Raw genomic sequence first — 22420 nt, forward strand, 5'->3', positions numbered from 1 at the left:
CCCTGCTCGCTAGACTCGTGCGTTCTCCCCGTGGGGGGGCCGACCGATCGACCAGAAAGCAACGCACCGTGACGGGATCCGCACACTCGGGCGCCGAGACCTCAGGCGCCGAGTCCTCGAGCGCGCCGCCGTCGAGCGCCGAGCCCTCGAGCCCCGCCCCCTCGACGGACAAGGCGTCCAGCGCCGAGGTCGCTCGCGAGATCGCCATCGAGCAGGCCCACGTCGACCTGGTCTACGCCGAGCTCACCAAGGCCCAGGCCCGCGCGGGCCTGATCGAGGCCGACGGGCTGGCGCGCGGCCGCACCGACCGCACCGGCGACGTGCGCGACGAGGAGCTGACCGGGCTCTTCGAGCGCGACGCCCTGGTCTTCAACGCCGCGCGGCGACGGTCGACCCTCGACACCCAGTACGAAGGCCTGGTCTTCGGCCGGCTCGACCTCGACCACTCCCTCTCCGACGCCTCGCGCGACGCCGACCGCGAGACCCGCTACATCGGCCGCCTGGGGGTGCGCGACGACGACTACGAGCCGCTCGTGGTCGACTGGCGCGCGCCTGCCGCGGCGGCCTTCTACCGGGCCACCCCGGTCGAGCCGATGGACGTGCTGCGCCGTCGCGTGCTGCGCTGCAAGGGCGCCGACGTGGTCGGGGTCGAGGACGACCTGATGGTGCCCGAGGCGCCCGACGACCTGGTCGTCGTCGGTGACGGCGCACTCCTCGCCGCCCTGACGCGCAGCCGCGGAGCCCAGATGCGCGACATCGTCGCCACCATCCAGCGGCACCAGGACGAGGCCATCCGCGCCTCCGCCCGGGGCATCACCGAGATCACCGGCGGCCCGGGCACCGGCAAGACGGTCGTGGCACTGCACCGTGCCGCCTATCTCCTCTACTCCGACCGGCGCCGCTTCGAGTCCGGCGGGATCCTGGTCGTGGGCCCGTCGGCCGCCTACACCGCATACATCGAGCGAGTGCTCCCCTCGCTCGGCGAGGAGTCGGTGACGCTGCGCTCGCTCGGTGACGTCGTCGACGGCGTCACCGCCACCCGGCTCGACACCCCCGAGGTCGCCGCCCTCAAGGGGTCGCTGCGGATCCGCCGGCTGCTGGCCCGCGCGGCGGCGGACACCCCGCCCGAGGCACCCGACTCGTTCCGGGCCTTCGTCAACGGCAAGGCCGTGCGCGTCGACGCCCCGGTCCTCGACCGGATCCGCGCGCAGGTGCTGCGCAACCACCAGCGCAACCTGTCGGCCAAGGCCGTGCAGAGCGCGCTGGCCGAGGCCGCCTGGTCCAGCGTCCGTGAGGGTGACCGCGCCGAGTTCATGGACCGCTTCGAGGACCACCTCGAGGTCGACGCGTTCCTCGAGGCGTGGTGGCCGCAGGTCGACCCGCGCGAGGTGCTGCTCTGGCTCGCCGACCCCGAGCGGGTGCGTCAGCACGGCGCCGGGGTCCTCAGCCCGCAGGAGAGCGACCTCTTCGCTGCCTCCATGCAGCACGCCCTCGAGGTCGGCAGCTGGTCGGCCGCGGATGCCGCGCTGGTCGACGACCTCGCGGCCCGGCTCGGTCCAGTGCAGGACGCCCCTGCCGAGGAGCGCGGGTTCTACGAGATCGAGGAGCTCGACGACGTCTCGCAGTTCGGCGTGGCCGAGGTGCCGAGCGGGGTCGACCGGCGCGCGACCGCCACGACCGGGTCGCGCACCGCCCCCAGCGACCCGCGCGAGATGCTGCTCCAGGGCCGGGTCGAGGCGCCCGGCGAGTACGCCCACGTCCTCGTCGACGAGGCCCAGGACCTCTCGCCGATGCAGTGGCGGATGCTCGGACGACGCGGCCGCTACTCGTCGTGGACCGTCGTCGGAGACGCGGCGCAGGCGTCCTGGCCCGACGCCGTCGAGGCCGGGCGGGCCCGCGAGGAGGCGTTCGGCACGCAGGAGCGCCGGCTCTTCCACATGGACACCAACTACCGCAACGCGCGCGAGATCTTCGACTACGCGGCGCGGGTGGTGCGCGCCCAGGTGCCCGACGCGGACATCCCGCAGGCGGTCCGCGAGACCGGGGTCGACCCGGTCGAGGTGGCCGTGCGCGGTGGCGAGTGGCTGGCCGCGGCCACGGCCGCCGTCGAGACGTTGCTCGAGGAGGTCGAGGGCTCGATCGCCGTGATCACCCCGAGCCGGTATGCCGTGGAGCTGGCCGAGCTGGCCACGCTCAGTGACCGAGTGGGCGTCATCGACCCCATGTCGACCAAGGGCCTCGAGTACGACGCGACCGTCATCGTCGACCCCGACGAGGTCTCCGCGGAGTCACCGGGTGGGGTGCGGGTGCTCTACGTCGCACTCACCCGGGCGGCCCACCGCATGACGGTGCTCCGACCCGCCTGACGGATCCCCGACACACGTCGGTCCCCTGCATCGGCGTTTTGGGCAAACTGCTCCAGAATCGAGCCTTTCCTCCGACTTGGTCCGACTTTCGGACCATCCACTTGACCATCTGCTTACCTTTTCCTGACCTTTCGGAAAGGTTCTCTTGACCTGTTGAAGATCAAGAGCGCCGGCGGCCACGCCGGGGGGAGAAGCACCGTCGATGAACCAGACCAAGTCCAGCACCAACACCACGAGCAGTAGCAGGACCGGCAGGACCAGCAGGACCAGCAGGACGATCGCCGTCGCCGCGGTCGTGGGGGCCTCGTTCTTCGTCGTGCCCGGCACCGCCCAGGCGGCCGGCTGCGGCACCCCTGCCCAACCGGCGACCTACCAGACCGTCACCACCCCGGCGGTGGACGCGACGTACCTCACCGAGGCGCAGTGGACCCGCGTCGTGACCGACCTCGCGGCCTACACCGACTACCTGTGGGTGCGCTTCCTGGCGGAGTACGCCTACACCGACTACGGGTGGATGCGGCACGTCGTGGACGTGCCCGGGGTCGCGGCCTCCCCCGAGGTGTCGCACACCCGGCACGAGTGGATGCGCGACGTCGCCCACACCGAGACGCTCTGGGGCTACCTCGTCGTCGACCGGCCGGCCGGGTCCGAGACCGTGCACCACGACGCGGTGACCCACGACGAGTGGGTCTGGGAGCGCACCGTCATCGACACCCCGCACCGGGATGCCGTCGCCGAGGAGGGCCACGACGAGGCCCGCTACTCGCGCCAGGTCCTGGTCACCCCAGCCGGCACGAAGCAGCAGCTCGTCAAGGAGGCCTACGACGAGTCAGTCGTCGATGTCTTCGCGCACACCGTCCACCACGACGCGGTCACCCACCAGGAGACGCACCCGGTGTACCAGTCGGTGACCGAGAAGGAGTGGCGCAATGGCTGGACGTACCGGTGGGCCGTCAGCCGGCCGAGCATCTTCTGGTCGTGGACGGGCAACACCCGCGTCGTGCAGGAGCTGTGGGGATACCAGACCGTGACGGTCGTCGACGTGCCGGCCTACGACGAGGACGTGCCGACCACGTGGAAGACCGTCCACCACGACGCGGTCTACGAGACGGTGACCGTCCCTGCCGTCTACGACACCGAGTACCAGTGGGCCCAGGCGGACCCCGGTGGCGACTGGAGCCCCACCGGTGAGACGCGCCACGTGGTCACCCGCGAGGCCGAGCCCGAGGTCGCCGAGGTCTCGCACGTCGAGAAGTCCGACTATTCCGCCGAAGCCCCCTCGGGCTCGGGCTGGAGCAAGACCGGCGACACCCGCACGGTCGTGGACGAGGCGGCCCACGACGAGCAGGTGCCGGTCGAAGAGGTGTCCCACTGGGAGGAGCAGTGGTCCGAGACGGAGCCCACGAGCCTGCACGAGTGGGTGGACCGCGGCCAGACGCGCGAGCTGCCTGCGACGACGGAGTTCGCCTACGTCGACGGCGAGGACACCCCCGAGGGTGCCGGCTGGTCGAAGTCTGGCCAGACCTGGACGATCGTCGACCAGGAGGCCGTGACGGAGGTCGTCGAGCAGGCGCACGACGAGTTCGGGTTCACGACGTCGGCGACCGACAGCCCGTGGGTCGAGAGCGACAACTCGGGCTGGCTCACCGGCCAGAGCTTCCTGCACGCCCAGGACTCGTACGTCCCGCTCGAGGCTCCCTACCGGGCCACGGGGGTGGTGCGACCGCTGAACTTCGAGACCGACATCGCCATCCTCCCGGGCGGGACGGAGCCGCAGGGCGAGGGCTGGTTCATGACCTGGCCGTCCCTCGACCACCCGGCCGTGACGCACACCGAGGACACCTGGCTCCCCGAGGGCACGCCCCCCGACGGTGACGACTGGTTGACGACCGGGCAGACGCGTCAGGGCGACGAGCTGACGCCGGCCGTCCCGGAGTCCACCGTGCAGCAGCTGGTGACCCCGGCGGTCCCGGCAGGCGCCCCCTGCGCCCCGGCCGACCCGGGCACCGGAGACGGTGGCGCCGGCGACGGCGGTGCCGGCGACGGTGGCCACGGCAAGGCTCCCACCAAGGCGCCCGCCGCCGGCCCGGCCGCCTCTGCCCTCCCGGCGCTGGCGCACACCGGCGCCGACGGCACGAGCGAGCTGCTCGCCCTCGGCGGCGCCCTGGTCCTGGCCGGTGCGGGCATCACGAGAGTGGTCCGCCGCCGCGGCTGACCCAAGCCGTCTCACCAACGGGACGACGAAGCAACGGCCGTCGAGCCGCGACCCGGGACCACAACCCCCCGTGCTCGTGGCCCGGCGGCCGTTGCGCCTTCCTCCAGCTCCGTGTCGGCTAGACGCGGCGCAGGCGGCGGAAGGCGGCGAACCAGGGCTCAGCCGTCTCCATGGCCAGTCGCGTTGCGCCGGACCGGATCTCGTCAGCCACCCGGGCGCACTCCGCCTCCGCGGCGGCAACCACCTCGACCGGGTAGCCGTAGCTGACCCGGTGCTCGGCGAACTCGTCCTCGTCGTCGACGAACCAGCTGCCGTCGAACCGGCGGATCACATCGAGGTCGAGGTCGACCGCCGTCACGTGCGTGCCGTCCCAGACCGGCACCGTGGTGATGTCGCAGTAGAGCTCGAAGGCCTGCTCGGGGTGGGCGGAGTAGAACATCGCCGTGCTGCCCCGGTCGGGGGGCACGAGCAGCACGTTGTCGCTGACGCTCTCGAACGACTTCGGGCCACCGGACCACTGGTTGCCGACCGGGTCTCCCAACCAGTCGCCGTGCTCGTCCGCCCCGAGGTAGACGAGGTCGGCGCCGTGGTGCCGGGCCCCACCCCACTTGCTGTACTGACCGCGCACCGGGGTGCCCGGTTCGAACCGCGGCTGCTCCCCCGGCACCGGCTCAGGACCCGAGCAGGGAGTGCCGGCTGATGATCTCGTCGCGGCCCGGGCCCACGCCGATCGCGGAGACCCGGGCACCGATCAGCTCCTCGAGCCGGAGCACGTAGGCCCGGGCGTTGGCCGGCAGCTCCTCGAAGGTGCGGCAGCCGGAGATGTCCTCCCACCAGCCGGGCAGGTCCTCGTAGACCGGCTTGGCGTGGTGGAAGTCCGTCTGGTTGACCGGCATCTCGTCGTGCCGGACGCCGTCGACGTCGTAGGCGACGCAGACCGGGATGGTCTCGAGACCGGTCAGCACGTCGAGCTTGGTGACCACGAAGTCGGTGACGCCGTTGATCCGCGTGGCGTAGCGACCCACGACGGTGTCGACCCACCCGCACCGGCGCGGGCGGCCGGTGGTGGTGCCGTACTCGGCACCGGTCTTGCGGAGGAACTCACCGTTCGCGTCGTCGAGCTCGGTCGGGAAGGGTCCCTCACCGACGCGGGTCGAGTAGGCCTTGAGGATCGCGATCACCGAGCTGACGCGCGTCGGGGGGATGCCCGACCCCGTGCAGGCGCCGCCGGCCGTGGCGTTGGACGAGGTCACGAACGGGTAGGTGCCGTGGTCGACGTCGAGCAGGGTCGCCTGACCCGCTTCGAGCAGCACGGTCTTGCCCTCGTTGAGGGCCTGCTCGAGCACCAGGGAGGTGTCGGCGACCATGGGACGCAACCGCTCGGCATACCCGAGCAGCTCGTCCATCACCTCGTCGACCTCGACGGCGCGACGGTTGTAGATCTTGGCCAGGACCTGGTTCTTGAGGGCCAGCGCGGCCTCGACCTTCTGGCGCAGGATCTTCTCGTCGAAGAGGTCCTGCACGCGGATGCCGTTGCGCGCCATCTTGTCGGCGTAGGTCGGACCGATCCCGCGGCCGGTCGTGCCGATCTTGCGGGAACCGAGGAAGCGCTCGGTCACCTTGTCGAGCACCCGGTTGTAGGGCGCGATGATGTGCGCGTTCGCACTGACCAGCAGGCGCGAGGTGTCGACCCCGCGGGCCGCGAGGCCGTCGAGCTCCTCGAAGAGCACGGCCAGGTCGATGACGACGCCGTTGCCGATGACGGGGGTGCAGGTCGGGGTGAGGATGCCCGACGGCAGGAGGTGGAGCGCGTACTTCTCGCGCTTGCCGTCCTTCTCGATGACGATGGTGTGGCCGGCGTTGTTGCCACCGTTGAACTTCACGACGTAGTCGACGTCGCTGCCCATCAGGTCGGTGGCCTTGCCCTTGCCCTCGTCGCCCCACTGGGCGCCCACGAGCACGATTGCCGGCATACCCGCACCTCTCCATGTCTGTTCGGTGTGCGCGTCGAAGACGCTGGTCATGCAGCAGGCCCCGCGGTGTTCGCACGGGGCCCGTACCGGGAAAGGCTACCGGTCCCCACCCGCACCACGGGAGCCGAGACCACCGGTTGCCGCGGCGAGGCCGAGCTGGAACCGGGTCTGCACCCCGTGGGCGGCCATCAGCGCGGCCACCCGGCGCCGCACGGTCCGCAGGCTGCAGCCGAGGTAGCGCGCGATCGACTCGTCCTTGAGCCCGAGACCCAGGAGCTTGAGCAGCCGCTGGTCGTCCTCGTCGGCCTCGTGGTCGCGCACGACCGGGAGAGCCCGCTCGAACGCGCGGTCGAAGAGCTCGATGAACGCTGCGATGACCATCGGCTCGCGCACCAGGACGTACTGCGACTCCGGGTTGCCCCACTCACCGACGGCGACGAGCGAGTGCTCGTCGAAGATCGCGAACTCGCTCGGCGGGAGGAGGGAGAGCCGTTGTTCCTCCCCCGCTTCCGCGAACGAGCGCACCCAGGCCCGGCCCGCCTCGGTGTCCATGATGTCCATCGGGTAGATGGTCCGCTGCCGGAACCGTCCCTCCGCCAACAGGTCCTGGTTGAGCCGGAAGTTCTCCTGCTCGGCCCCCGCGCCGACGTCGATCACCATCGTGCAGACCCGCGACAACGAGGTGGTCTGTCCGATGAGGTGTCGCAGCAGCGGAGCCGCCGTCTCGGGGGCCAACGGCTCGACCAGACCGGCCGTCTGCGGCTGTCGGACCACCCCGCCGGCGCCGGTCAGCTCGTAGAGCGCGTGGCGCACCTCGGCCAGCTCGGCGCGTCTCGCGTCGATCTGCTCCTCACCGCGCTCGAGGATCCGCAGCAGCCGGGTGAACGGCTCGGTGAGGAGTCGCTCGACCTCGTACGGAGGCGCATCGTTGCTGGTCACAGGCTTTCTCCCCTGCCGCGGCGGCATCATCTGTCCATTGGCAGCATAGTGCCACCGCAATTTCTGCGAGGTCGTGCAGAATGGCGGGACGCCGCTCGTCAAGGCGGCAGGGGACGACGTGACGGGCAGGCACACGCGGGCTCCGGTCCGCGGCAGGGGGCGACGCCGGGCGACCGGATCCGCAGGGATCCGGTCCCCCGGCGTCACTGTTCTGTCCCCCACACGCCCCGTCCCTCGGTCGGTCGAGGCAACCCCGGGCCCCCGAACGGCGTCCATGAAGGTGAGTGCACATCACCGATCCGAGGGGGATCCCATGTCGACCCGGCCCACCAGCACCGGCGCCACCAGCACCGGCGTTACCAGCACCGGCGCCACCGCCACCATCGCCGTCCTGACCGCCGTCACGGCGCTGCTCGCAGCCTGTGGCACCGGCACCGGCGGCTCCGGCGGCGCGGCGATCAGCACGACCACCGTCCCGCCCGTCACCGTCACCGTCACGCAGACGCCGACCGCGACGCCCTCGACCTCCCTGCCGTCGACCTCTCCGAGCAGCCCGGGCAAGCCGAACACCACGATGTCGATCCCGCCACCGGCCAAGGACCCGGTGACGATCCCCGACAACCCGAAGGCCTACGGGCAGGCCTTCGTCACCGCGTGGGTCGAGCGCGACCGGGCCGACGCCAGCCGGCTGGGCACGACGGCGGCCGTCGACACGGCCTTCGGGTCCACCGTCAGGACCGCACCGAAGTTCATCCGCTGCGAGGGGGCTGCCGGGTCGAGCTACTGCACCTGGGAGGGCGACGAGTACACGTTGACCGTCCGCGTCCTCAACGAAGCCGCCTCACAACGCCAGATGCACGCCGTGGCCGAGGTGAAGTTCGCCCACTAGGGCGACCACGCGGCATACCCGCGGCGCCGTCGACCCTCCCCACCGGCGGCGCCGCACCACGTGGACTCAGAGGCCGAGCTTGCGGGCCCCGGTCATCGAGGAGTCACGCAGGAACTGCGCGCAGCGCTGCTCCTCGTCGGTCTCGCCGATCGCGCCGGCGGCGCGCGACAGCGCGGCGAGCGCCCGCAGGAACCCGCGGTTCGGCTCGTGCTCCCACGGCACCGGTCCCTGACCGCGCCATCCGTTGCGGCGCAACGAGTCCAACGCACGGTGGTAACCCGTGCGCGCGTAGGCGTAGCCCTCGACCGTGCGTCCGTCGGCGAGTGCGTCCTCGGCCAGCGTGGCCCAGGCCAGCGACGAGGTCGGGTATGCCGCGGCCACCTGGTCGGCGGCGACGCCCTCCTCGAGCTTCGTGGCGGCAGGGTCGGCGGGCAGCCGGGTCTCGGGGATGCCGAGCAGGTTGTCGGTCACTGGTGGGTGCCGGCCGAGCGGAGGTTCTCGCAGGCCTCGACGACGCGGGCGGCCATGCCGGCCTCGGCCTCCTTGCCCCAGGCGCGCGGGTCGTACTGCTTCTTGTTGCCGACCTCGCCGTCCACCTTGAGGACACCCTCGTAGTTGCTGAGCATGTAGCCGGCGACCGGACGGGTGAAGGCGTACTGGGTGTCGGTGTCGACGTTCATCTTCACGACGCCGAAGTCGACCGCGGCGGCGATCTCCTCGGCGGTCGAGCCGGACCCGCCGTGGAAGACCAGGTCGAACGGGCGCGCGTCGCTGGCGAGGCCGAGGGCCTGGGCGGCCGCCTCCTGGGCGGTCTTGAGGATCTCGGGGCGGAGCTTGACGTTGCCCGGCTTGTAGACGCCGTGCACGTTGCCGAAGGTGAGGGCGGTCAGGTAGCGGCCGTTCTCGCCGGCCCCGAGCGCGTTGATGGTGGCGATGGCGTCCTCCGGCGTGGAGTAGAGCTTGTCGTCGATCGCACCCTCCACGCCGTCCTCCTCGCCGCCGACGACACCGACCTCGATCTCGAGGATGACGTGGGCGTCCTTGGCCAGCGCGAGCAGCTCACGGGCGATCTCGAGGTTCTCGTCGAGCGGCACCGCGGAGCCGTCCCACATGTGGGACTGGAACCACGGGGTCCCGCCGGCCGCGACCCGCTCGGCGCTCGCCGCGAGCAGCGGGCGGACGAAGCCGTCGAGCTTGTCCTTGGGGCAGTGGTCGGTGTGCAGCGCGATGTTGACGTCGTACTTCTTGGCGACCTCGTGGGCGTAGGCGGCGAGCGCGATCGAGCCGGTCACCATGTCCTTCACGGTCGGGCCGGAGAGGTACTCGGCGCCACCGGTGGAGACCTGCACGATGCCGTCGCTGCCTGCTTCGGCGAAGCCGCGGATCGCAGCGTTGAGGGTCTGCGACGACGAGATGTTGATCGCGGGATAGGCGAAGGACCCGGCCTTCGCGCGGTCCAGCATGTCGGCGTACACCTCAGGGGTGGCGATGGGCATGGGGTCTCCTTCGACTGGCGGGGGGCGGCGCGCGCGGCGTCGACGTCTGCGTCGCCGCCGATCCTTGCACGAGTCGCGCACGGGCGGACACCCGCGTCTCAGCCCGGCCGTACCGTCTGCGCGTCGGCCCGGGTGCGCCGTGCAGGCGGCGCTGACTCGCCTTTTGCACGAGAGCGCTCCGCGAGTCAGGGGTGGCGCTCGTGGAGGGCCGCGCGACGCTCCTTGAGCAGGGCGCGCTCGGCGTCGTTGCCGCACCGCTCGATGGCCACCGCGTAGGCCGCGTCCGCCTCGGCCAGGGCGTCGGCACGGGCCAGCAGCTCGGCCCGCACCGACGGCAGCCGGTGGCTGTGGGCGAGGTCGTCGTCCAGGCCGGCGAGCGCGGCAAGGCCCGCGCGCGGCCCCTGGGCCTCGGCGACGGCCACCGCCCGTGCGAGGCGCGCACTGGGGGTGGGGGCCAGCGCCACCAGGTCGTCGTAGCGCGCCACGATCACGTCCCACCGCGTCGCGTCGGCCGTCGGCGCGGTGGCGTGCTCGACCGCGATCGCGGCCTGCACGGCATACCCGGCAGCCTGGACGGTGAGCGGTCCGGAGAGGGCGGGCGAGTGAGCCAGCGCCACTCCCTCGTCGATCTCGTCGCGGTGCCAGCGCGACCGGTCCTGGTCGGGCAGCAGGACGATCGCGCCCTCGGCGTCGACGCGCGCGTCGCGGCGGGAGTGCTGGAGCAGCATCAGGGCGAGCAGCGCGAGCAGGACGGGTTCGTCGGGGCGCAGCCGGAGCACGACACGGACGAGCCGGATCGCCTCCCCTGCCAGACCGGTGCGCACGGCGTCGGGGCCCGAGCCGGGGGCGTAGCCGGCGGTGAAGGCCAGGTAGGCGGTCTGGGCGACGGAGTCGAGGCGATCGGGCAGCACGTCGGCTGACGGGACGGCGAACGGAATGCCGGCGGTGACGATCTTGCGCTTGGCCCGGGTCACCCGGGCCGCCATCGTGGCCTCCGGCACGAGGAACAGCCGGGCGATGTCGGCGGTGCTCACGCCGAGCACCAGCCGCAGGGCGAGCGCGCTGGCGGCGGCGGGGTCGAGGGCCGGGTGGGTGCACATCAGCACCAGGCGCAGGAGGTCGTCCTCCACCAGGTCACCGGGGTCGGCGAGCACGGGCGACCCCTCCCTTCCCTCGGCCTCCACGACGAGCAACGGCACCTTGCGCTGGGCCATCGACTCGGCCCGGAGCCGGTCGAGCACCCGCCGCCGGGCCGCGGTGTGCAGCCAGCCCCCCGGGTTGTCGGGGATCCCGTCGCGGTCCCATCGGCGGGCGGCCGTCTCGACCGCGTCGGCCAGGGCGTCCTCGACCAGGTCGAGCCGCCGGAACCGCGCGAGGAGCAGGGACGTCAGCCGCCCCCACTCCTCGCGCACGACAGTCGCGAGCGCGTCCGCTGCCGGTGCGTCCGTCACCGGCCCTCGTAGCCCTCCACGCCCACGACGGGACGGATCTCGAGGGTGTAGGCCCGCGGCAGCAGCTTCGCCGCCGCGATCGCCGCGTCGAGGTCCGGCAGCTCGACGTCGTAGTAGCCGCCGATCTGCTCGGTCAGCTCGACGAACGGGCCGTCGGTGACCACGTCGCCAGTGGCGCCGTCGCGCCGGATCGTCGTCGCCAGGTCGGCATCGCTGAGCGCTGCGCTGGCGAGCCGCCAACCGTGCTGCTCGACATAGGCCTCGAAGGCGTGGTGCGCGTCGAAGTACTCCTGACGCACCGACTCGTCGGCGGCCTCCCAGTGACCCGGCTCGTAGGCGATGAGGACGACATACCTCACGGCTCGCGGTCCTCGGGCTTCACCACACGGCGCACCTGCACGCCGTCACCCAGCGCGGCGATGATCTGGCAGCACTCGAGCAGGTCCTCGAGGTCGTCGGTCTCGACCTGGTAGAAGCCGCCGACCTGCTCGGTCGACTCGGCGAACGGACCGTCGGTGGCCGGTCCACCGCCGGGCGGGATGCGCCGGCCCTCGCTCGTGGCGTGCAGCTCGGCGCCACCGGTGACCTTGTGGCCCCGCTTGGCGAGCTCCTCCCCGAACCGGTTGTACTCGGCATACCCGGCCTGGCGCTGGTCCATGCTCATGGTGGACCACCACCGGTCGGCGTCACCGATGATCAGCACGACGTACTCGGCCATGGCCGCCTCACATCCCCAGCGTCGGGCGGATCTCGATGGCCGGGTGGAACGGCGTCGCCGTCAGCCGCCCACAGACCTGGCCGAGGTCGTCGACGTCGTCGGTCTCGACGAGGTAGTAGCCGCCCACCTGCTCGGCGCTCTCGGCGTAGGGGCCCTCGGTGAGGGTGACCTGGTCGAGGCCGCTGCCGCGGGCGACGCGGGTCTCGGCCGACGGGCTGAGCTGGGCTCCTCCGAGCAGCTTGTGGCCGCGCTCGGCGAGCAGCCCGGCGAACTCGCCGTGGGCCTGGTTGAGCTCCTGCGCCTCCTGCTCGGTGCGCGCGGCGTACCGCGGCTCGGAGCTCGGGAGGAGAATGAGGTACTGGGTCATGACGGGTCCTCTCATCGGTCGGCGCTCCCGGCGGCTGCCGGTGCTTCCACCCTGATGACGAGCGAGCGGGGTGCTAATCGACAGCCTGCCCGAAGATGTTGCGCCGCACCCAGGAATGCATGGCGATCGCGGCCGCCGCGCCGGCGTTGATCGAACGGGTCGACCCGAACTGCTCGATGTGCAGCACCACCTCGCAGGCAGCGCGCATCGGCTCGGAGAGTCCGGGGCCCTCCTGGCCGAAGACCAGCACGCACTCCCGGGGCAGGTCCCAGGTCTCGAGCGGCAGCGAGCCGGGGAGGTTGTCGATGCCGATGAGCGGTATGCCGAGTGGCTGGCTGTCGCCGCCCGGGCCCGGGGTGCCCGCTCCCGCGGCCCAGGACACGAGGTCGTCGACGGTGGGGTGGTGGTGCTCGTGCTGGTAGCGGTCGGTGACCATCGCCCCGCGGCGGTTCCAGCGGCGCTTGCCGACGATGTGGAAAGCCTTGGCGTTGAACGCGTTCGCGGTCCTGATGACCGAGCCGATGTTGAAGTCGTGGCCCCAGTTCTCGACGGCGACGTGGAAGTCGTGGCGACGGCTGTCGAGGTCGGCGACGATCGCGTCGTGCCGCCAGTAGCGGTAGCCGTCGACGACGTTGCGGCGGTCGCCGTCGCGCAGGAGCTCGGGGTCCCAGTGGTCGCCGGCCGGCCAGTCCCCCGGCCACGGCCCGACGCCGACCTCACCGGCCGGGCCGGACGTGCCGTCGGGACCCGCGGGTGGGGTGGGCTCAGGCATCGAGCTCTTGGAAGAGGGTCAGCTGGACCCCTGCCGGGGCCTCGAGCCTCGCGTTGAGCGAGCGCCAGGGGGTCTCGGTGGGTGGTGCGACGAGCCGGGCGCCGGCCTCGACGGCCCCGGCGGTCGCGCCGGCGGCATCGGTGACCTCCAGCGCCACCCGGAAGTGCGGCGCGACCCGCCGCCCCACCTCCACCTCATCGATCATCTCGACCTGGGCGGTGTTCGAGAGCTCGAGCGTGGCCCGTCCGGCGTCGAGGATGGCGACGAGCGCACCGTCGTCACCGGCATACGCCTCCTGGACCGGCATGCCGATCACGTCGCGGTAGAAGCGCAGCGCCTCGTCGTAGTCCTCGGCGTGCACCACCAGCCGCAGCTGGCGCACCTTGCCCACGGGCTCGTTCATGACCCCACCCAACCACGTCCGTCCGGCGCCCGGGCGAGCGACGGTGGCAGGTGCCACGATCGGGGCATGGCACCCCGCATCGGAGTCGCGTTCATCCCCACCCTGCCTCCCGAGGCGCTGCGGCCACTGGCCCGCGCGGCCGACGAGCACCTCGACGACCTCTGGGTCTGGGAGGACTGCTTCAAGGAGAGCGGCATCGCCAGCGCAGCGGTCGCGCTCGCGTCGACCGAGCGGGTCCGGGTGGGTCTCGGGCTGATGCCGACCCCGCTGCGCAACGTCGCGCTCACCGCGATGGAGGTGGCGACCCTGCAGCGGATCTTCCCCGGTCGGTTCGTGCCGGGCGTGGGCCACGGCGTGCAGCCCTGGATGGCCCAGGTCGGTGGGCGGGTGGAGTCCCCGATGACCCTCCTCGAGGAACACCTCACCGCTCTGCGCAGGCTGCTCGCCGGCGAGGAGGTGACCGTGGACGGCCGTTACGTGCAGCTCGACCAGGTGAAGCTCGACTGGCCGCCCCAGGCGGGTGAGCTGCTGACCGCCGGTGGCTTCGGGCCGCGCACCATCGAGCTGTCCGCCCGGCTCACCGACGCCGTCCTGATCTCGGCCGGCCAGAGCGAGACCGAGCTCAGGGCGGCGGTCGCCCGGGCTCGCGCCGCGGCGCCCAGCGGCAGGGTCGACGTGGTCTACTCCCTCGTCACGGCTGCCGGTCCCGACGCGCAGGCCCGGGCCGACGCCGACCTGGCGCAGTGGGGCGTGGCTCCCGAGCCGACCCGCGTGGCCGCGGGGAGCGCCCAGGACATCGCGGCAGCGATCGGCCGGGCCGCCGACGCCGGGGCGACGACCGTGGTGGTCCAGCCGACCGCCGACCTGACCGACGTCGCCGACGTGGTCGAGCTGGTGGCGTTCGTCGGGCGCGAGGTCCGGCCGCTGCTCGTCTGACCCTCGCGGACTCCCGCACCCGACCCCGGCGGGGTGGGCGAACCGCCCAGCTCGGCATGACCGGGAATGACCAGGGAGGGTGGGCGCTGCTACTCAGGTGGGTGACCGGTCCGGTGCGTCACCCTCGAGGCATGGACCCCCGCGCCCTCGCTGCCGCCACCCCTGCCGACCGCAACCGCGTCGTCGACTTCCTGCGCGCCGCCGCCATCCTCACCGTCGTGCTCGGCCACTGGCTGATGGCCGCCGTGATGGTGCAGGACGGCCGGCTCGTCCCCAACGCCGTCCTCAACATCGCACCGTGGAGCCACCCGCTCACCTGGGTCTTCCAGGTCATGCCACTGTTCTTCATCGTCGGCGGCTACGCGAACGGCCTGTCGTGGCGCTCGGCCCGCCGCCGCGGCGACGGCTACGCCGGCTGGCTGCGATCGCGTCTCCAGCGCCTCGCCGCGCCCGTCCTGCCCCTCCTGGTCGTGTGGTTGGCGATCGCCTCCATCGCGTATGCCGCGGGCGTGCCCGGTGCGACCCTGCGCACCGCCTCGCAGGTGGCGCTCGTGCCCACCTGGTTCCTCGCGGCCTACATCGTCGTCGTGGCGGTCGCGCCGCTCCTGCTCGCGCTCTGGGAGCGTGTCGGCTGGTGGAGCGTCGCCGCCGGTCTGGCCGTCGGCGGCCTGGTCGACTGGTGGAGCATCGCCGGCGACAACCACTGGGTCGGCTTCGCGAACTACCTCGTCGTCTGGGCGACCGTGCACCAGCTCGGGTTCGCGTGGCTCGACGGCGCGCTCGCCAGCCGGGGTCGGCGGGTGGCTCTGGCCGCGGCCGGTGTGGTCGGGCTGGTGGCGCTCGTCTCGGCCGGGCCCTACCCGGTCTCGATGATCGGGGTCGACGGCGCAGTGCTCAACAACTCCTACCCGACCCGCGTCACCCTCGCGTTCCTCGGTCTGGCGCAGGCCGGCGTGGTGCTGCTCGCCGAGCGACGGCTGGCCACGCTCCTCGAGCGCCCCCGGATCTGGGCGGTGGCCGTCGTCATCAACCTGCGGATCATGTCGCTCTATCTCTGGCACCTCACGGCGATGGTGCTGGTGATCGGGATGTCGTTGCTGGCAGGGGGACTCGGCCTGCGCGCCGCCCCGCTCACCGGCTCCTGGTGGGCCACCCGACCGGTGTGGTTCGCGGTGCTGGCGTCGGTCACCGGAGGATTGGTGCTGGTGTTCGGCCGGTTCGAGACGCCGATCCGCGACCGCCGCCCAGCACCCGCGGTGTGGCGACCGGCTGTCGCGACCGCCGCGGTCTGCGGCGGCCTGGGGGTGATGGCCGCGTCGGGCATCGTCTCGCGCGAGGGCGTGCACTGGATCTGGCCGCTGCTGCCCGTCGCGGCCGTCGTCGGACTCGGCGTCGTGCCCCTCCCGCACCGGCGTACGGAACAGTGACCCTGCGGCCAGATAGTCAGCTGCGACTATGGCGCGGGCGGCGGGCACGGAGGATCGTGGGGCGGAACAGTCGTGCTCGGGTCTGCGGGGGGTCCGGCCCGTTGAAGGGGATCCCGCGATGCTGCCTCCGTCCTCCCTGAAGCGCACCTCCTCCGTCTGCGCCCTGACCCTCGGCCTCGCCACGGCGGGGATCGTGGTCACGTCGTCGCCCGCCGCGGCGGCCACGGCGACCGTCACCACCACGGCGGACACGGTGAACGGCGCCGACGGCTTCCTCTCGCTCCGGGAGGCGGTGGACCAGGCCAACGCCGCAGCCGAGCCGACCGTCATCGAGCTCGCCGCCTCGAGCACCTACTCCCTGACGCGGTGCGGTGGCGACGAGGACGACAACACCGACGGCGACCTCGACTACACGACCCTCCAGCCGCTGACCATCCACGGTCACGGCTCGACGATCGACCAGACCTGCGCCGGTGAGCGCTCCCTCGACGAGCTCGACATCAACGGGCTGCTGACCGTCGACGGGCTGACCGTCACCGGCGGCGACACGACCGACGGCGCTGCCATCCGGTTCAACGGTGACGTCGACCTCGCCGACGTCACCGTCTCGGGCAACGACGCGGGCACCGGCTCCGTGCTCAACAGCGGACAGGTGATGGGCGGCGGCCCCCACATCGGGCTGGTCGACTCCACGGTCGGGCCCAACACCGGCACCGGGATCCGGGTCTCCCTCGGCGGCATCTCGCTCACCGGCTCGACGATCACCCAGAACACCGGGCGCGGCGTGGGAGCGACCGACGGCGCGATGAGCATCGCCGACTCCACCATCAGCCAGAACGGCCAGGGCGGCGCATCGACCACGGGCCAGGGCGACGGCCTCCTCACCTTCACCGGCTCGCACTCGGTCGACAACGGCGGCCCCGGCCTGTCCTGCTCGGCCTGTGGCGACCTCGTGATCACCGACTCGACGATCACCGGCAACGCCCCCGCCGGCGCGACCCTGGGCGGCGGCATCTCGTGGAGTGTCGACCAGGACGCCCCGACCGACGCGCGAACCGCGACGATCACCAACTCGACGATCTCGGGCAACACCCGCACCGGCCCCGGCGCCGGGATGGTGGTCCTGATCACCGAGCTCACCAACGACCCTCCGCCGGCGCAGGTCCTGGTCCACGGATCGACGTTCAGCGGCAACACGGCAACCGGGGCCACCGGACGCGGCGGCGGCATCTACGCCACCACCGGCGAGGTCCGGTCCGACAACTCGACGTTCTCCGGCAACACGGCTGCGGTCACCGGCGGGGCGATCTACACCAGCACCGGTGACACCTTCCTGCGGCACACCACGGTGGCGGGCAACAGTGCGCCGACCGGGGCCAACCTCGGGACGGGAGAGGACCTCGACAGCTTCGGCTCGATCGTCGCGAGCCCGACCGGCGGCGGCACCGACTGCGCGATCGCCGGGACCACGATCTCGAGCGGCTACAACGTCGGCGGCGACACTTCGTGCGCCTTCGTCGGCGGACCCGGCGACCAGACCAATGTCGGCGACCCGCAGCTCGGCGCCCTGGCGGCGAACGGCGGCTCGACCCAGACCAGGCTGCCCGCCGGCACCAGTCCCGCCGCGGGCGCGGTCCCCGCCGCCGCGTGCACCATCCTCACCGTCGACCAACGCGGCGTGACCCGACCGCAGGGCACGAACTGCGAGGCAGGCGCCGTCGAGGTCGCGGAGCCGGTCGCGCTGGTCTGCACCAGGACCGGCACGACCGGACCCGACCTCCTGATCGGCTGGCACAAGGACGACGTGCTCTGCGGTCTGGGTGGCAACGACATCCTCGTCGGCGGTCCCGGCAACGACCACCTCATCGGCGGCGACGGCGCCGACCTGCTGCTCGGCGGCCCGGGCGCCGACCACCTCGAGGGCGGCAAGGGCAACGACCTGCTGATCGGTGGAACGGGGGTCGACGTCCTCGAGGGAGGACCCGGCACCGACCTGTGCGTCGCCGGCGACTCCGGCCCGCCGAAGGCCTGCTGACCCCGAAAACCGGTTGCCACCCGGTTCCGCCTCCTGTTGCCATGGAGGAGCACCCACCAACCACCCACCCAGCAACACCCACGAGAGGACCGCGACCGATGCGAGCAGCTTTCACGTCCCGCCAGGTACCCACCTACCGAATGGATGTGAAGGCCAGTGCGAGCTGGAAGCAAGACCCTCAGCCTGGGGATCGTCGCGCATGTTGACGCCGGCAAGACCAGCCTGACCGAACGAGTCCTCTACGAGGCCGGTGTCCTCGACCACCCCGGCAGCGTCGACGCCGGCGACACCCAGACCGACAGCATGGCGCTGGAGCGCCGACGCGGCATCACCATCCGCTCTGCCGTCGTGTCCTTCGACTGGCGCTCGACCACCCTCAACCTGATCGACACCCCCGGCCACTCCGACTTCATCGCCGAGGTCGAGCGCGCGCTGACCGTGCTCGACGCGGCGGTTCTCGTCGTGTCCGCGGTCGAGGGGGTCCAGGCGCAGACCCTCGTCCTGATGCGCGCGCTGCAGCGCCTCGCCCTGCCCGTCGTCCTCTTCGTCAACAAGGTCGACCGGGCCGGCGCCGACCCCGACCGGGTCCTCGAGGAGATCACCACCCGGCTGGGCCCGGAGGCGTTCGCCCTCGGTCAGGTGACCGGGGCCGGGACGCGCGACGCGGCATACCTGCCGTTCGAGGTCGGAGCCGCCGAGCTCGGTGAGCTGCGCCGGACGGTGCGCGCGGCCGCCGCCCACCCGGTGCTGTTCGGGTCGGCGATCACCGGCGCGGGGGTGACCGACCTGCTCGACACCCTCGCCACGCTCCTGCCCGGCTCGGCACCCGAGACCGGCACCGCGCCGCGTGGCACGGTGTTCAAGGTCGACCGCACCGATGGCGGGCGCACCGTGCTGGCGCGGGTGCGCACCGGGTCGCTGCGGGTCCGTGACCGCGTCGAGCTCGACGGCCGGCCGGCCGAGAAGGTCACCGGCCTGCGGCTCTTCGACCGCGGCCGGCTGGTCCCGGTCGACGAGGTGCGCGCCGGGCGCATCGCCGCGGTCTCGGGGTGGTCCGCGGCGCGGATCGGGGACCGGTTCGGGGACCGGTTGGGAGCCGGCGACCGGTCCGCCGGCCGTGCCGTGGAGTTCTCCCGGCCCACTCTCGAGACCGTCGTCGACGCCGTCCGCCCCGAGGACGTCGTCGCGATGTATGCCGCGCTGACCGAGCTCGCCGACCAGGACCCGCTGATCGACCTGCGCAGGGACGACGGCCGCCGCGAGGTCGCCGTGTCCCTCTATGGCGAGGTGCAGAAGGAGGTGATCGCCGCGGTCCTGGCCGATGAGTACGGCGTCGAGGTGACCTTCCGGCCGACGACGAGCATCTGCGTCGAGCGCCTCACCGGCGTCGGGTCGGCGGCCCAGCTGATCGGGGTGTCGCCCAACCCGTTCCTCGCCCAGGTGGGCCTGCGGGTGGAACCGTTGCCCGTCGGGGCGGGTCACGAGTTCGCACTCGAGATCGAGCTCGGGTCGATGCCGCCGGCGTTCTTCACGGCCGTCCGCGAGGGCATCGACGCCACGCTGGAGGAGGGCGTGCACGGGTGGGCGGTCCCCGATGCCCGGGTCGTCATGACGCACTCCGGCTACTACCCGCGCCAGAGCCACTCGCACGCCACTTTCGACAAGGCGATGTCGAGCACGGCCCAGGACTTCCGCAGCCTCACCAGGCTCGTCCTGGCCGAGGCGCTCGTCGAGGCCGGGACCGTGGTCTGCGCACCGATCCACCGGTTCGAGCTCGAGGTGCCGGAGGACACCCTGAGCTCGGTGCTCGGCGAGCTGTCCCGCCACCGGGCCGTGCCGCTCGAGACCACCGTGTCCGGGCGGTCGGCGCTGCTGGCCGGTGAGGTGCCGGCCGACGCGGTGCACGGCGTCCAGCAGCGGATCCCGCACCTGACCCGCGGCGAAGGCGTGTTCACCTCCGGGCTCGACCACTACGCCCCGACGACCGGGCCGGCCCCGACCCGCGGACGCGCCCGGCCCGACCCGTTCGCCCAGATCGGCGACTGGACCCGCATCCAGCGCAGCTGGCCCGCCGGCTGACCTCGCCCGCCCCCCCGTTCGAGGTGATATCCGACCGGATTCCGGTCGGATATCACCTCGAACCGGCGCTCTCAGGGGACGCTCAGGTGAGGATTCGGGCGGGAGGAGGCCCCCGGCATACCCTTGTCGCGTGATGACCCCCTCCCTCGGCCCGAACTGGATGGACCCGCAGTGGCTCCTCGAGCGCTTCGGCGACCAGTTCTTCTGGGTCAGCGCCGCGATCGTGTTCATCGAGTGCGGCTTGCTGTTCCCGATCCTGCCCGGCGACTCGCTGCTCTTCGCCGTGGGGCTGTTCATCGCCGAGGGCTCGATCTCGATGAACATCGCGGTGGCCTGCCTGATCCTCACCGTGGTCGCCTTCGCCGGCAATGTCGTGGGCTACGAGATCGGGCGCGCGGTGGGGGCGCCGCTCTACGAGCGCGAGGGCCGGTTCCTCAAGAAGAAGTACTTCGACCAGACCCACGAGTTCTTCGAGCGGTATGGCGCCAAGGCCCTGGTGCTCGGCCGGTTCGTGCCGATCGTGCGCACCTTCATCACCGTGGTCGCCGGAGTGGGGCGGATGGACCGGCGGCACTTCTTCGTCTGGAGCGGCGTCGGTGCGGCCCTGTGGGCCACCGGGGTCACCCTGCTCGGCTACTTCCTCGGCAACGCCTTCCCGGTCCTCAAGGAGCACCTCGAGGCGGCGATCCTGCTGATCGTGCTGGTCTCGGTGATCCCGATGGGGATCGAGATCATCCGGGCCCGTCGCGGCCGCACGGCGACCGAGACCATCCTCGAGGAGACCGGCGAGGCGATCGACGACCTCAAGAAGTAGCTCGGGGTAGTGCCGGGCGCCAAGGCGCCCGGTGACACCGACCCGGCATGGGGGTGACCTCACTCGGGGCTGTTGGGGGTGTCCCGACCGAGCTTGAACGTCGTCGTCACGCCTTCGTACATCAGGTGGGCCTGGAGGCCTTCCTTGGCGTGCGGCAGGTTGTGGCAGTGGTCGAGCCAGATGCCGGGGTTGTCGGCGACGAACGCCACGTCCATGGTCTGGTTGTTGCCGACCTCGAGGCTGTCGGTCCACCACGGGCTCCCGGTCGCCTTGACGCCGTCCCGGGCGAGCACCACCACGTGGTGGCCGTGCAGGTGCATCGGGTGCGTCTCGCCGGAGTGGTTGTCGATGCGCACCACTGCGACGTCACCCTCCGCGACCATGAACATCGGCGCTCCCGGGAACATCTTGCCGTTGACGGTCCAGTGCACCCCCGGCTTGCCGTTCACGAAGCCCGGCCGCCGCCCGATGCTGTAGGTGAACCTCCGGTCGGGCTTCGTGGGGTCGAAGCCGAGGGGTTGGGGCGTGCCGTAGCTCAGCAGGTCGACCACGTCCGTCGGCGCGCGGGTGGCCGGAGCCGAGCTGCCGGGCGGCCCGAGCACGAGCGCGGCGCCGCCCATCTCGACCCGCACCGCACCGGTGGCAGGGACCTGCACCCTCAGGTCGACCCGGCCACCGGCCGCGAGGGCGACCTTCTTGCCCTCCACGGCTGTCGGACCGTTGACGTCCGTCCCGTCCACAGCCACCACCTGGTAGGACGCGCCGCTGACCCAGACCGGCATGATCCCGTTGTCGGTGTTGATGATCCGCACCCTCGCCCACTTCCCCGCGACGACCTCGACCGGCACGTCTCCGCCGCGGCCCTGCACGGCCCGGCGCCCGGCATACAGGTGCGACAGGCCGACCACGTCGACGTCGCCGCCGAGGCCGGCCCGCGGGGTCACCACCACCGCTCCGAGCAGCCCCTTCACGACCTGCTCGTGCGAGATCTGGTGCGAGTGGTACCAGTACGTGCCGACCTGGGTGGCCCGGAACCGGTAGACGTGCCGTCCCCCGACCGGCACCGCGTCCTGGGTCACCCCGGCGACGCCGTCCTCGGCGTTCGGGACGTCGATGCCGTGCCAGTGCAGGGTGGTGCCCCCCGGCACCGACTCGTTGACGAGGGTCACCTGCACGAGGTCGCCCTCGCGCGCCCGGATGGTCGGCCCGGGCGTCGTGCCGTTGAGCGTGTATGCCGTGAGCGTGGGTCCCCCTGGCACCGTCACCTTCTGCTGGCGCGCGGTCAGGGTGACCTCGACGTCGGGAGCGGCGCGGGACGGCTCGACGAGGGTGGTGACGTCCCGGCCGCCGGCGGCACCGGGCAGGTGCGGGTGGGAGCCCGGCACTCCCCCGGTGTCCGCCGGTCCCATCGTGAGCACCGAGTAGGACGACGGGATCAGGCTGGCCGACCACAGCCAGGCCAGCGGCAGGAGCACTGCCAGAGTGGCGGCGAGCGCGACGACCAGACGGACGCGCGCCCGCCGCCTTCCCCGACCCCCCG

At 72.2% G+C, this 22420-nt stretch carries 20 protein-coding genes; 8 read left to right on the forward strand and 12 right to left on the reverse strand.

Annotation, left to right across the window (positions count from 1 at the left end; all coding sequences use genetic code 11):
• Nucleotides 1-68: 68 nt before the first annotated feature.
• Nucleotides 69-2366 carry a HelD family protein gene (locus tag BLQ34_RS12995; protein WP_091786207.1) on the forward strand — a complete coding sequence of 766 codons (2298 nt, stop codon included), beginning with the start codon at nucleotides 69-71 and terminating at the stop codon, nucleotides 2364-2366.
• 202 nt (nucleotides 2367-2568) lie between these two features.
• On the forward strand, nucleotides 2569-4581 hold the full coding sequence (locus BLQ34_RS13000; protein WP_091786209.1) for a hypothetical protein: 2013 nt from the start codon (nucleotides 2569-2571) through the stop codon (nucleotides 4579-4581).
• Nucleotides 4582-4699: 118 nt separating this feature from the next.
• On the opposite strand, the gene BLQ34_RS13005 is transcribed toward BLQ34_RS13000, so the two are convergent.
• From BLQ34_RS13005 to BLQ34_RS13015, 3 genes are all read right to left on the reverse strand, one after another.
• Nucleotides 4700-5248: a DUF402 domain-containing protein gene (locus BLQ34_RS13005; RefSeq protein WP_091786212.1), complete on the reverse strand. Its 549-nt coding sequence runs from the start codon at nucleotides 5246-5248 to the stop codon at nucleotides 4700-4702.
• Nucleotides 5249-5252: 4 nt separating this feature from the next.
• On the reverse strand, nucleotides 5253-6554 hold the full coding sequence (locus tag BLQ34_RS13010; RefSeq protein ID WP_091786214.1) for an adenylosuccinate synthase: 1302 nt from the start codon (nucleotides 6552-6554) through the stop codon (nucleotides 5253-5255).
• A gap of 96 nt (nucleotides 6555-6650) precedes the next feature.
• The gene (locus BLQ34_RS13015; RefSeq protein WP_091786217.1) at nucleotides 6651-7493 is read right to left on the reverse strand and encodes a helix-turn-helix domain-containing protein; all 843 of its coding nucleotides are present in this window, start codon (nucleotides 7491-7493) and stop codon (nucleotides 6651-6653) included.
• Nucleotides 7494-7806: 313 nt separating this feature from the next.
• Here BLQ34_RS13015 and BLQ34_RS13020 point away from each other — a divergent pair, with 313 nt between their 5' ends.
• A complete protein-coding gene (locus tag BLQ34_RS13020; RefSeq protein ID WP_091786219.1) occupies nucleotides 7807-8382 on the forward strand; it encodes a hypothetical protein in 576 nt (191 codons plus the stop codon).
• 66 nt (nucleotides 8383-8448) lie between these two features.
• Here the strand turns inward: BLQ34_RS13020 and BLQ34_RS13025 are convergent, their stop codons facing one another.
• The 8 genes from BLQ34_RS13025 to BLQ34_RS13060 form a co-directional block, all read right to left on the reverse strand.
• Nucleotides 8449-8853, reverse strand: coding sequence for a DUF3151 domain-containing protein (locus BLQ34_RS13025; protein ID WP_091786222.1), 405 nt, complete (start codon nucleotides 8851-8853; stop codon nucleotides 8449-8451).
• A complete protein-coding gene (fbaA, locus tag BLQ34_RS13030; RefSeq protein WP_091786225.1) occupies nucleotides 8850-9878 on the reverse strand; it encodes a class II fructose-bisphosphate aldolase in 1029 nt (342 codons plus the stop codon). Before fbaA ends, BLQ34_RS13025 begins: the two co-directional genes overlap by 4 nt.
• A 185-nt stretch (nucleotides 9879-10063) precedes the next feature.
• Nucleotides 10064-11329: an RNA polymerase sigma factor gene (locus BLQ34_RS13035; protein WP_091786232.1), complete on the reverse strand. Its 1266-nt coding sequence runs from the start codon at nucleotides 11327-11329 to the stop codon at nucleotides 10064-10066.
• Nucleotides 11326-11688: a YciI family protein gene (locus BLQ34_RS13040; RefSeq protein WP_091786235.1), complete on the reverse strand. Its 363-nt coding sequence runs from the start codon at nucleotides 11686-11688 to the stop codon at nucleotides 11326-11328. The genes BLQ34_RS13035 and BLQ34_RS13040 overlap by 4 nt, the downstream gene beginning before the upstream one ends.
• Nucleotides 11685-12047 (reverse strand): YciI family protein, encoded by a 363-nt coding sequence (locus tag BLQ34_RS13045; RefSeq protein ID WP_091786238.1) that lies wholly within the window; start codon nucleotides 12045-12047, stop codon nucleotides 11685-11687. Before BLQ34_RS13045 ends, BLQ34_RS13040 begins: the two co-directional genes overlap by 4 nt.
• A gap of 7 nt (nucleotides 12048-12054) precedes the next feature.
• Nucleotides 12055-12414 carry a YciI family protein gene (locus BLQ34_RS13050; RefSeq protein ID WP_157693041.1) on the reverse strand — a complete coding sequence of 120 codons (360 nt, stop codon included), beginning with the start codon at nucleotides 12412-12414 and terminating at the stop codon, nucleotides 12055-12057.
• Between the two features lie 73 nt (nucleotides 12415-12487).
• Nucleotides 12488-13186 (reverse strand): TrmH family RNA methyltransferase, encoded by a 699-nt coding sequence (locus BLQ34_RS13055; RefSeq protein ID WP_091786243.1) that lies wholly within the window; start codon nucleotides 13184-13186, stop codon nucleotides 12488-12490.
• A complete protein-coding gene (locus BLQ34_RS13060; RefSeq protein ID WP_091786246.1) occupies nucleotides 13179-13589 on the reverse strand; it encodes a VOC family protein in 411 nt (136 codons plus the stop codon). The genes BLQ34_RS13055 and BLQ34_RS13060 overlap by 8 nt, the downstream gene beginning before the upstream one ends.
• 66 nt (nucleotides 13590-13655) lie before the next feature.
• Here BLQ34_RS13060 and BLQ34_RS13065 point away from each other — a divergent pair, with 66 nt between their 5' ends.
• The 5 genes from BLQ34_RS13065 (at nucleotide 13656) to BLQ34_RS13085 (ending at nucleotide 20880) form a co-directional block, all read left to right on the forward strand.
• The gene (locus tag BLQ34_RS13065) at nucleotides 13656-14525 is read left to right on the forward strand and encodes an LLM class flavin-dependent oxidoreductase (protein ID WP_091786249.1); all 870 of its coding nucleotides are present in this window, start codon (nucleotides 13656-13658) and stop codon (nucleotides 14523-14525) included.
• A 131-nt stretch (nucleotides 14526-14656) separates the two neighbouring features.
• Nucleotides 14657-15952 carry an acyltransferase family protein gene (locus tag BLQ34_RS13070; protein WP_091786252.1) on the forward strand — a complete coding sequence of 432 codons (1296 nt, stop codon included), beginning with the start codon at nucleotides 14657-14659 and terminating at the stop codon, nucleotides 15950-15952.
• Between the two features lie 118 nt (nucleotides 15953-16070).
• Entirely contained in the window at nucleotides 16071-17987 is a 1917-nt protein-coding gene (locus BLQ34_RS13075; RefSeq protein ID WP_172829405.1) for a choice-of-anchor Q domain-containing protein, read from the forward strand.
• 156 nt (nucleotides 17988-18143) lie between these two features.
• Nucleotides 18144-20066 carry an elongation factor G gene (locus BLQ34_RS13080; RefSeq protein ID WP_091786258.1) on the forward strand — a complete coding sequence of 641 codons (1923 nt, stop codon included), beginning with the start codon at nucleotides 18144-18146 and terminating at the stop codon, nucleotides 20064-20066.
• Nucleotides 20067-20199: 133 nt separating this feature from the next.
• Entirely contained in the window at nucleotides 20200-20880 is a 681-nt protein-coding gene (locus tag BLQ34_RS13085; RefSeq protein ID WP_091786261.1) for a DedA family protein, read from the forward strand.
• Nucleotides 20881-20939: 59 nt separating this feature from the next.
• On the opposite strand, the gene BLQ34_RS13090 is transcribed toward BLQ34_RS13085, so the two are convergent.
• Complete coding sequence (locus BLQ34_RS13090; RefSeq protein WP_231961146.1) at nucleotides 20940-22355, reverse strand: multicopper oxidase family protein; 1416 nt, start codon at nucleotides 22353-22355, stop codon at nucleotides 20940-20942.
• Nucleotides 22356-22420 lie beyond the last annotated feature (65 nt).

The organism is Pedococcus dokdonensis (assembly GCF_900104525.1).
Taxonomy (GTDB): Bacteria; Actinomycetota; Actinomycetes; order Actinomycetales; family Dermatophilaceae; genus Pedococcus; species Pedococcus dokdonensis.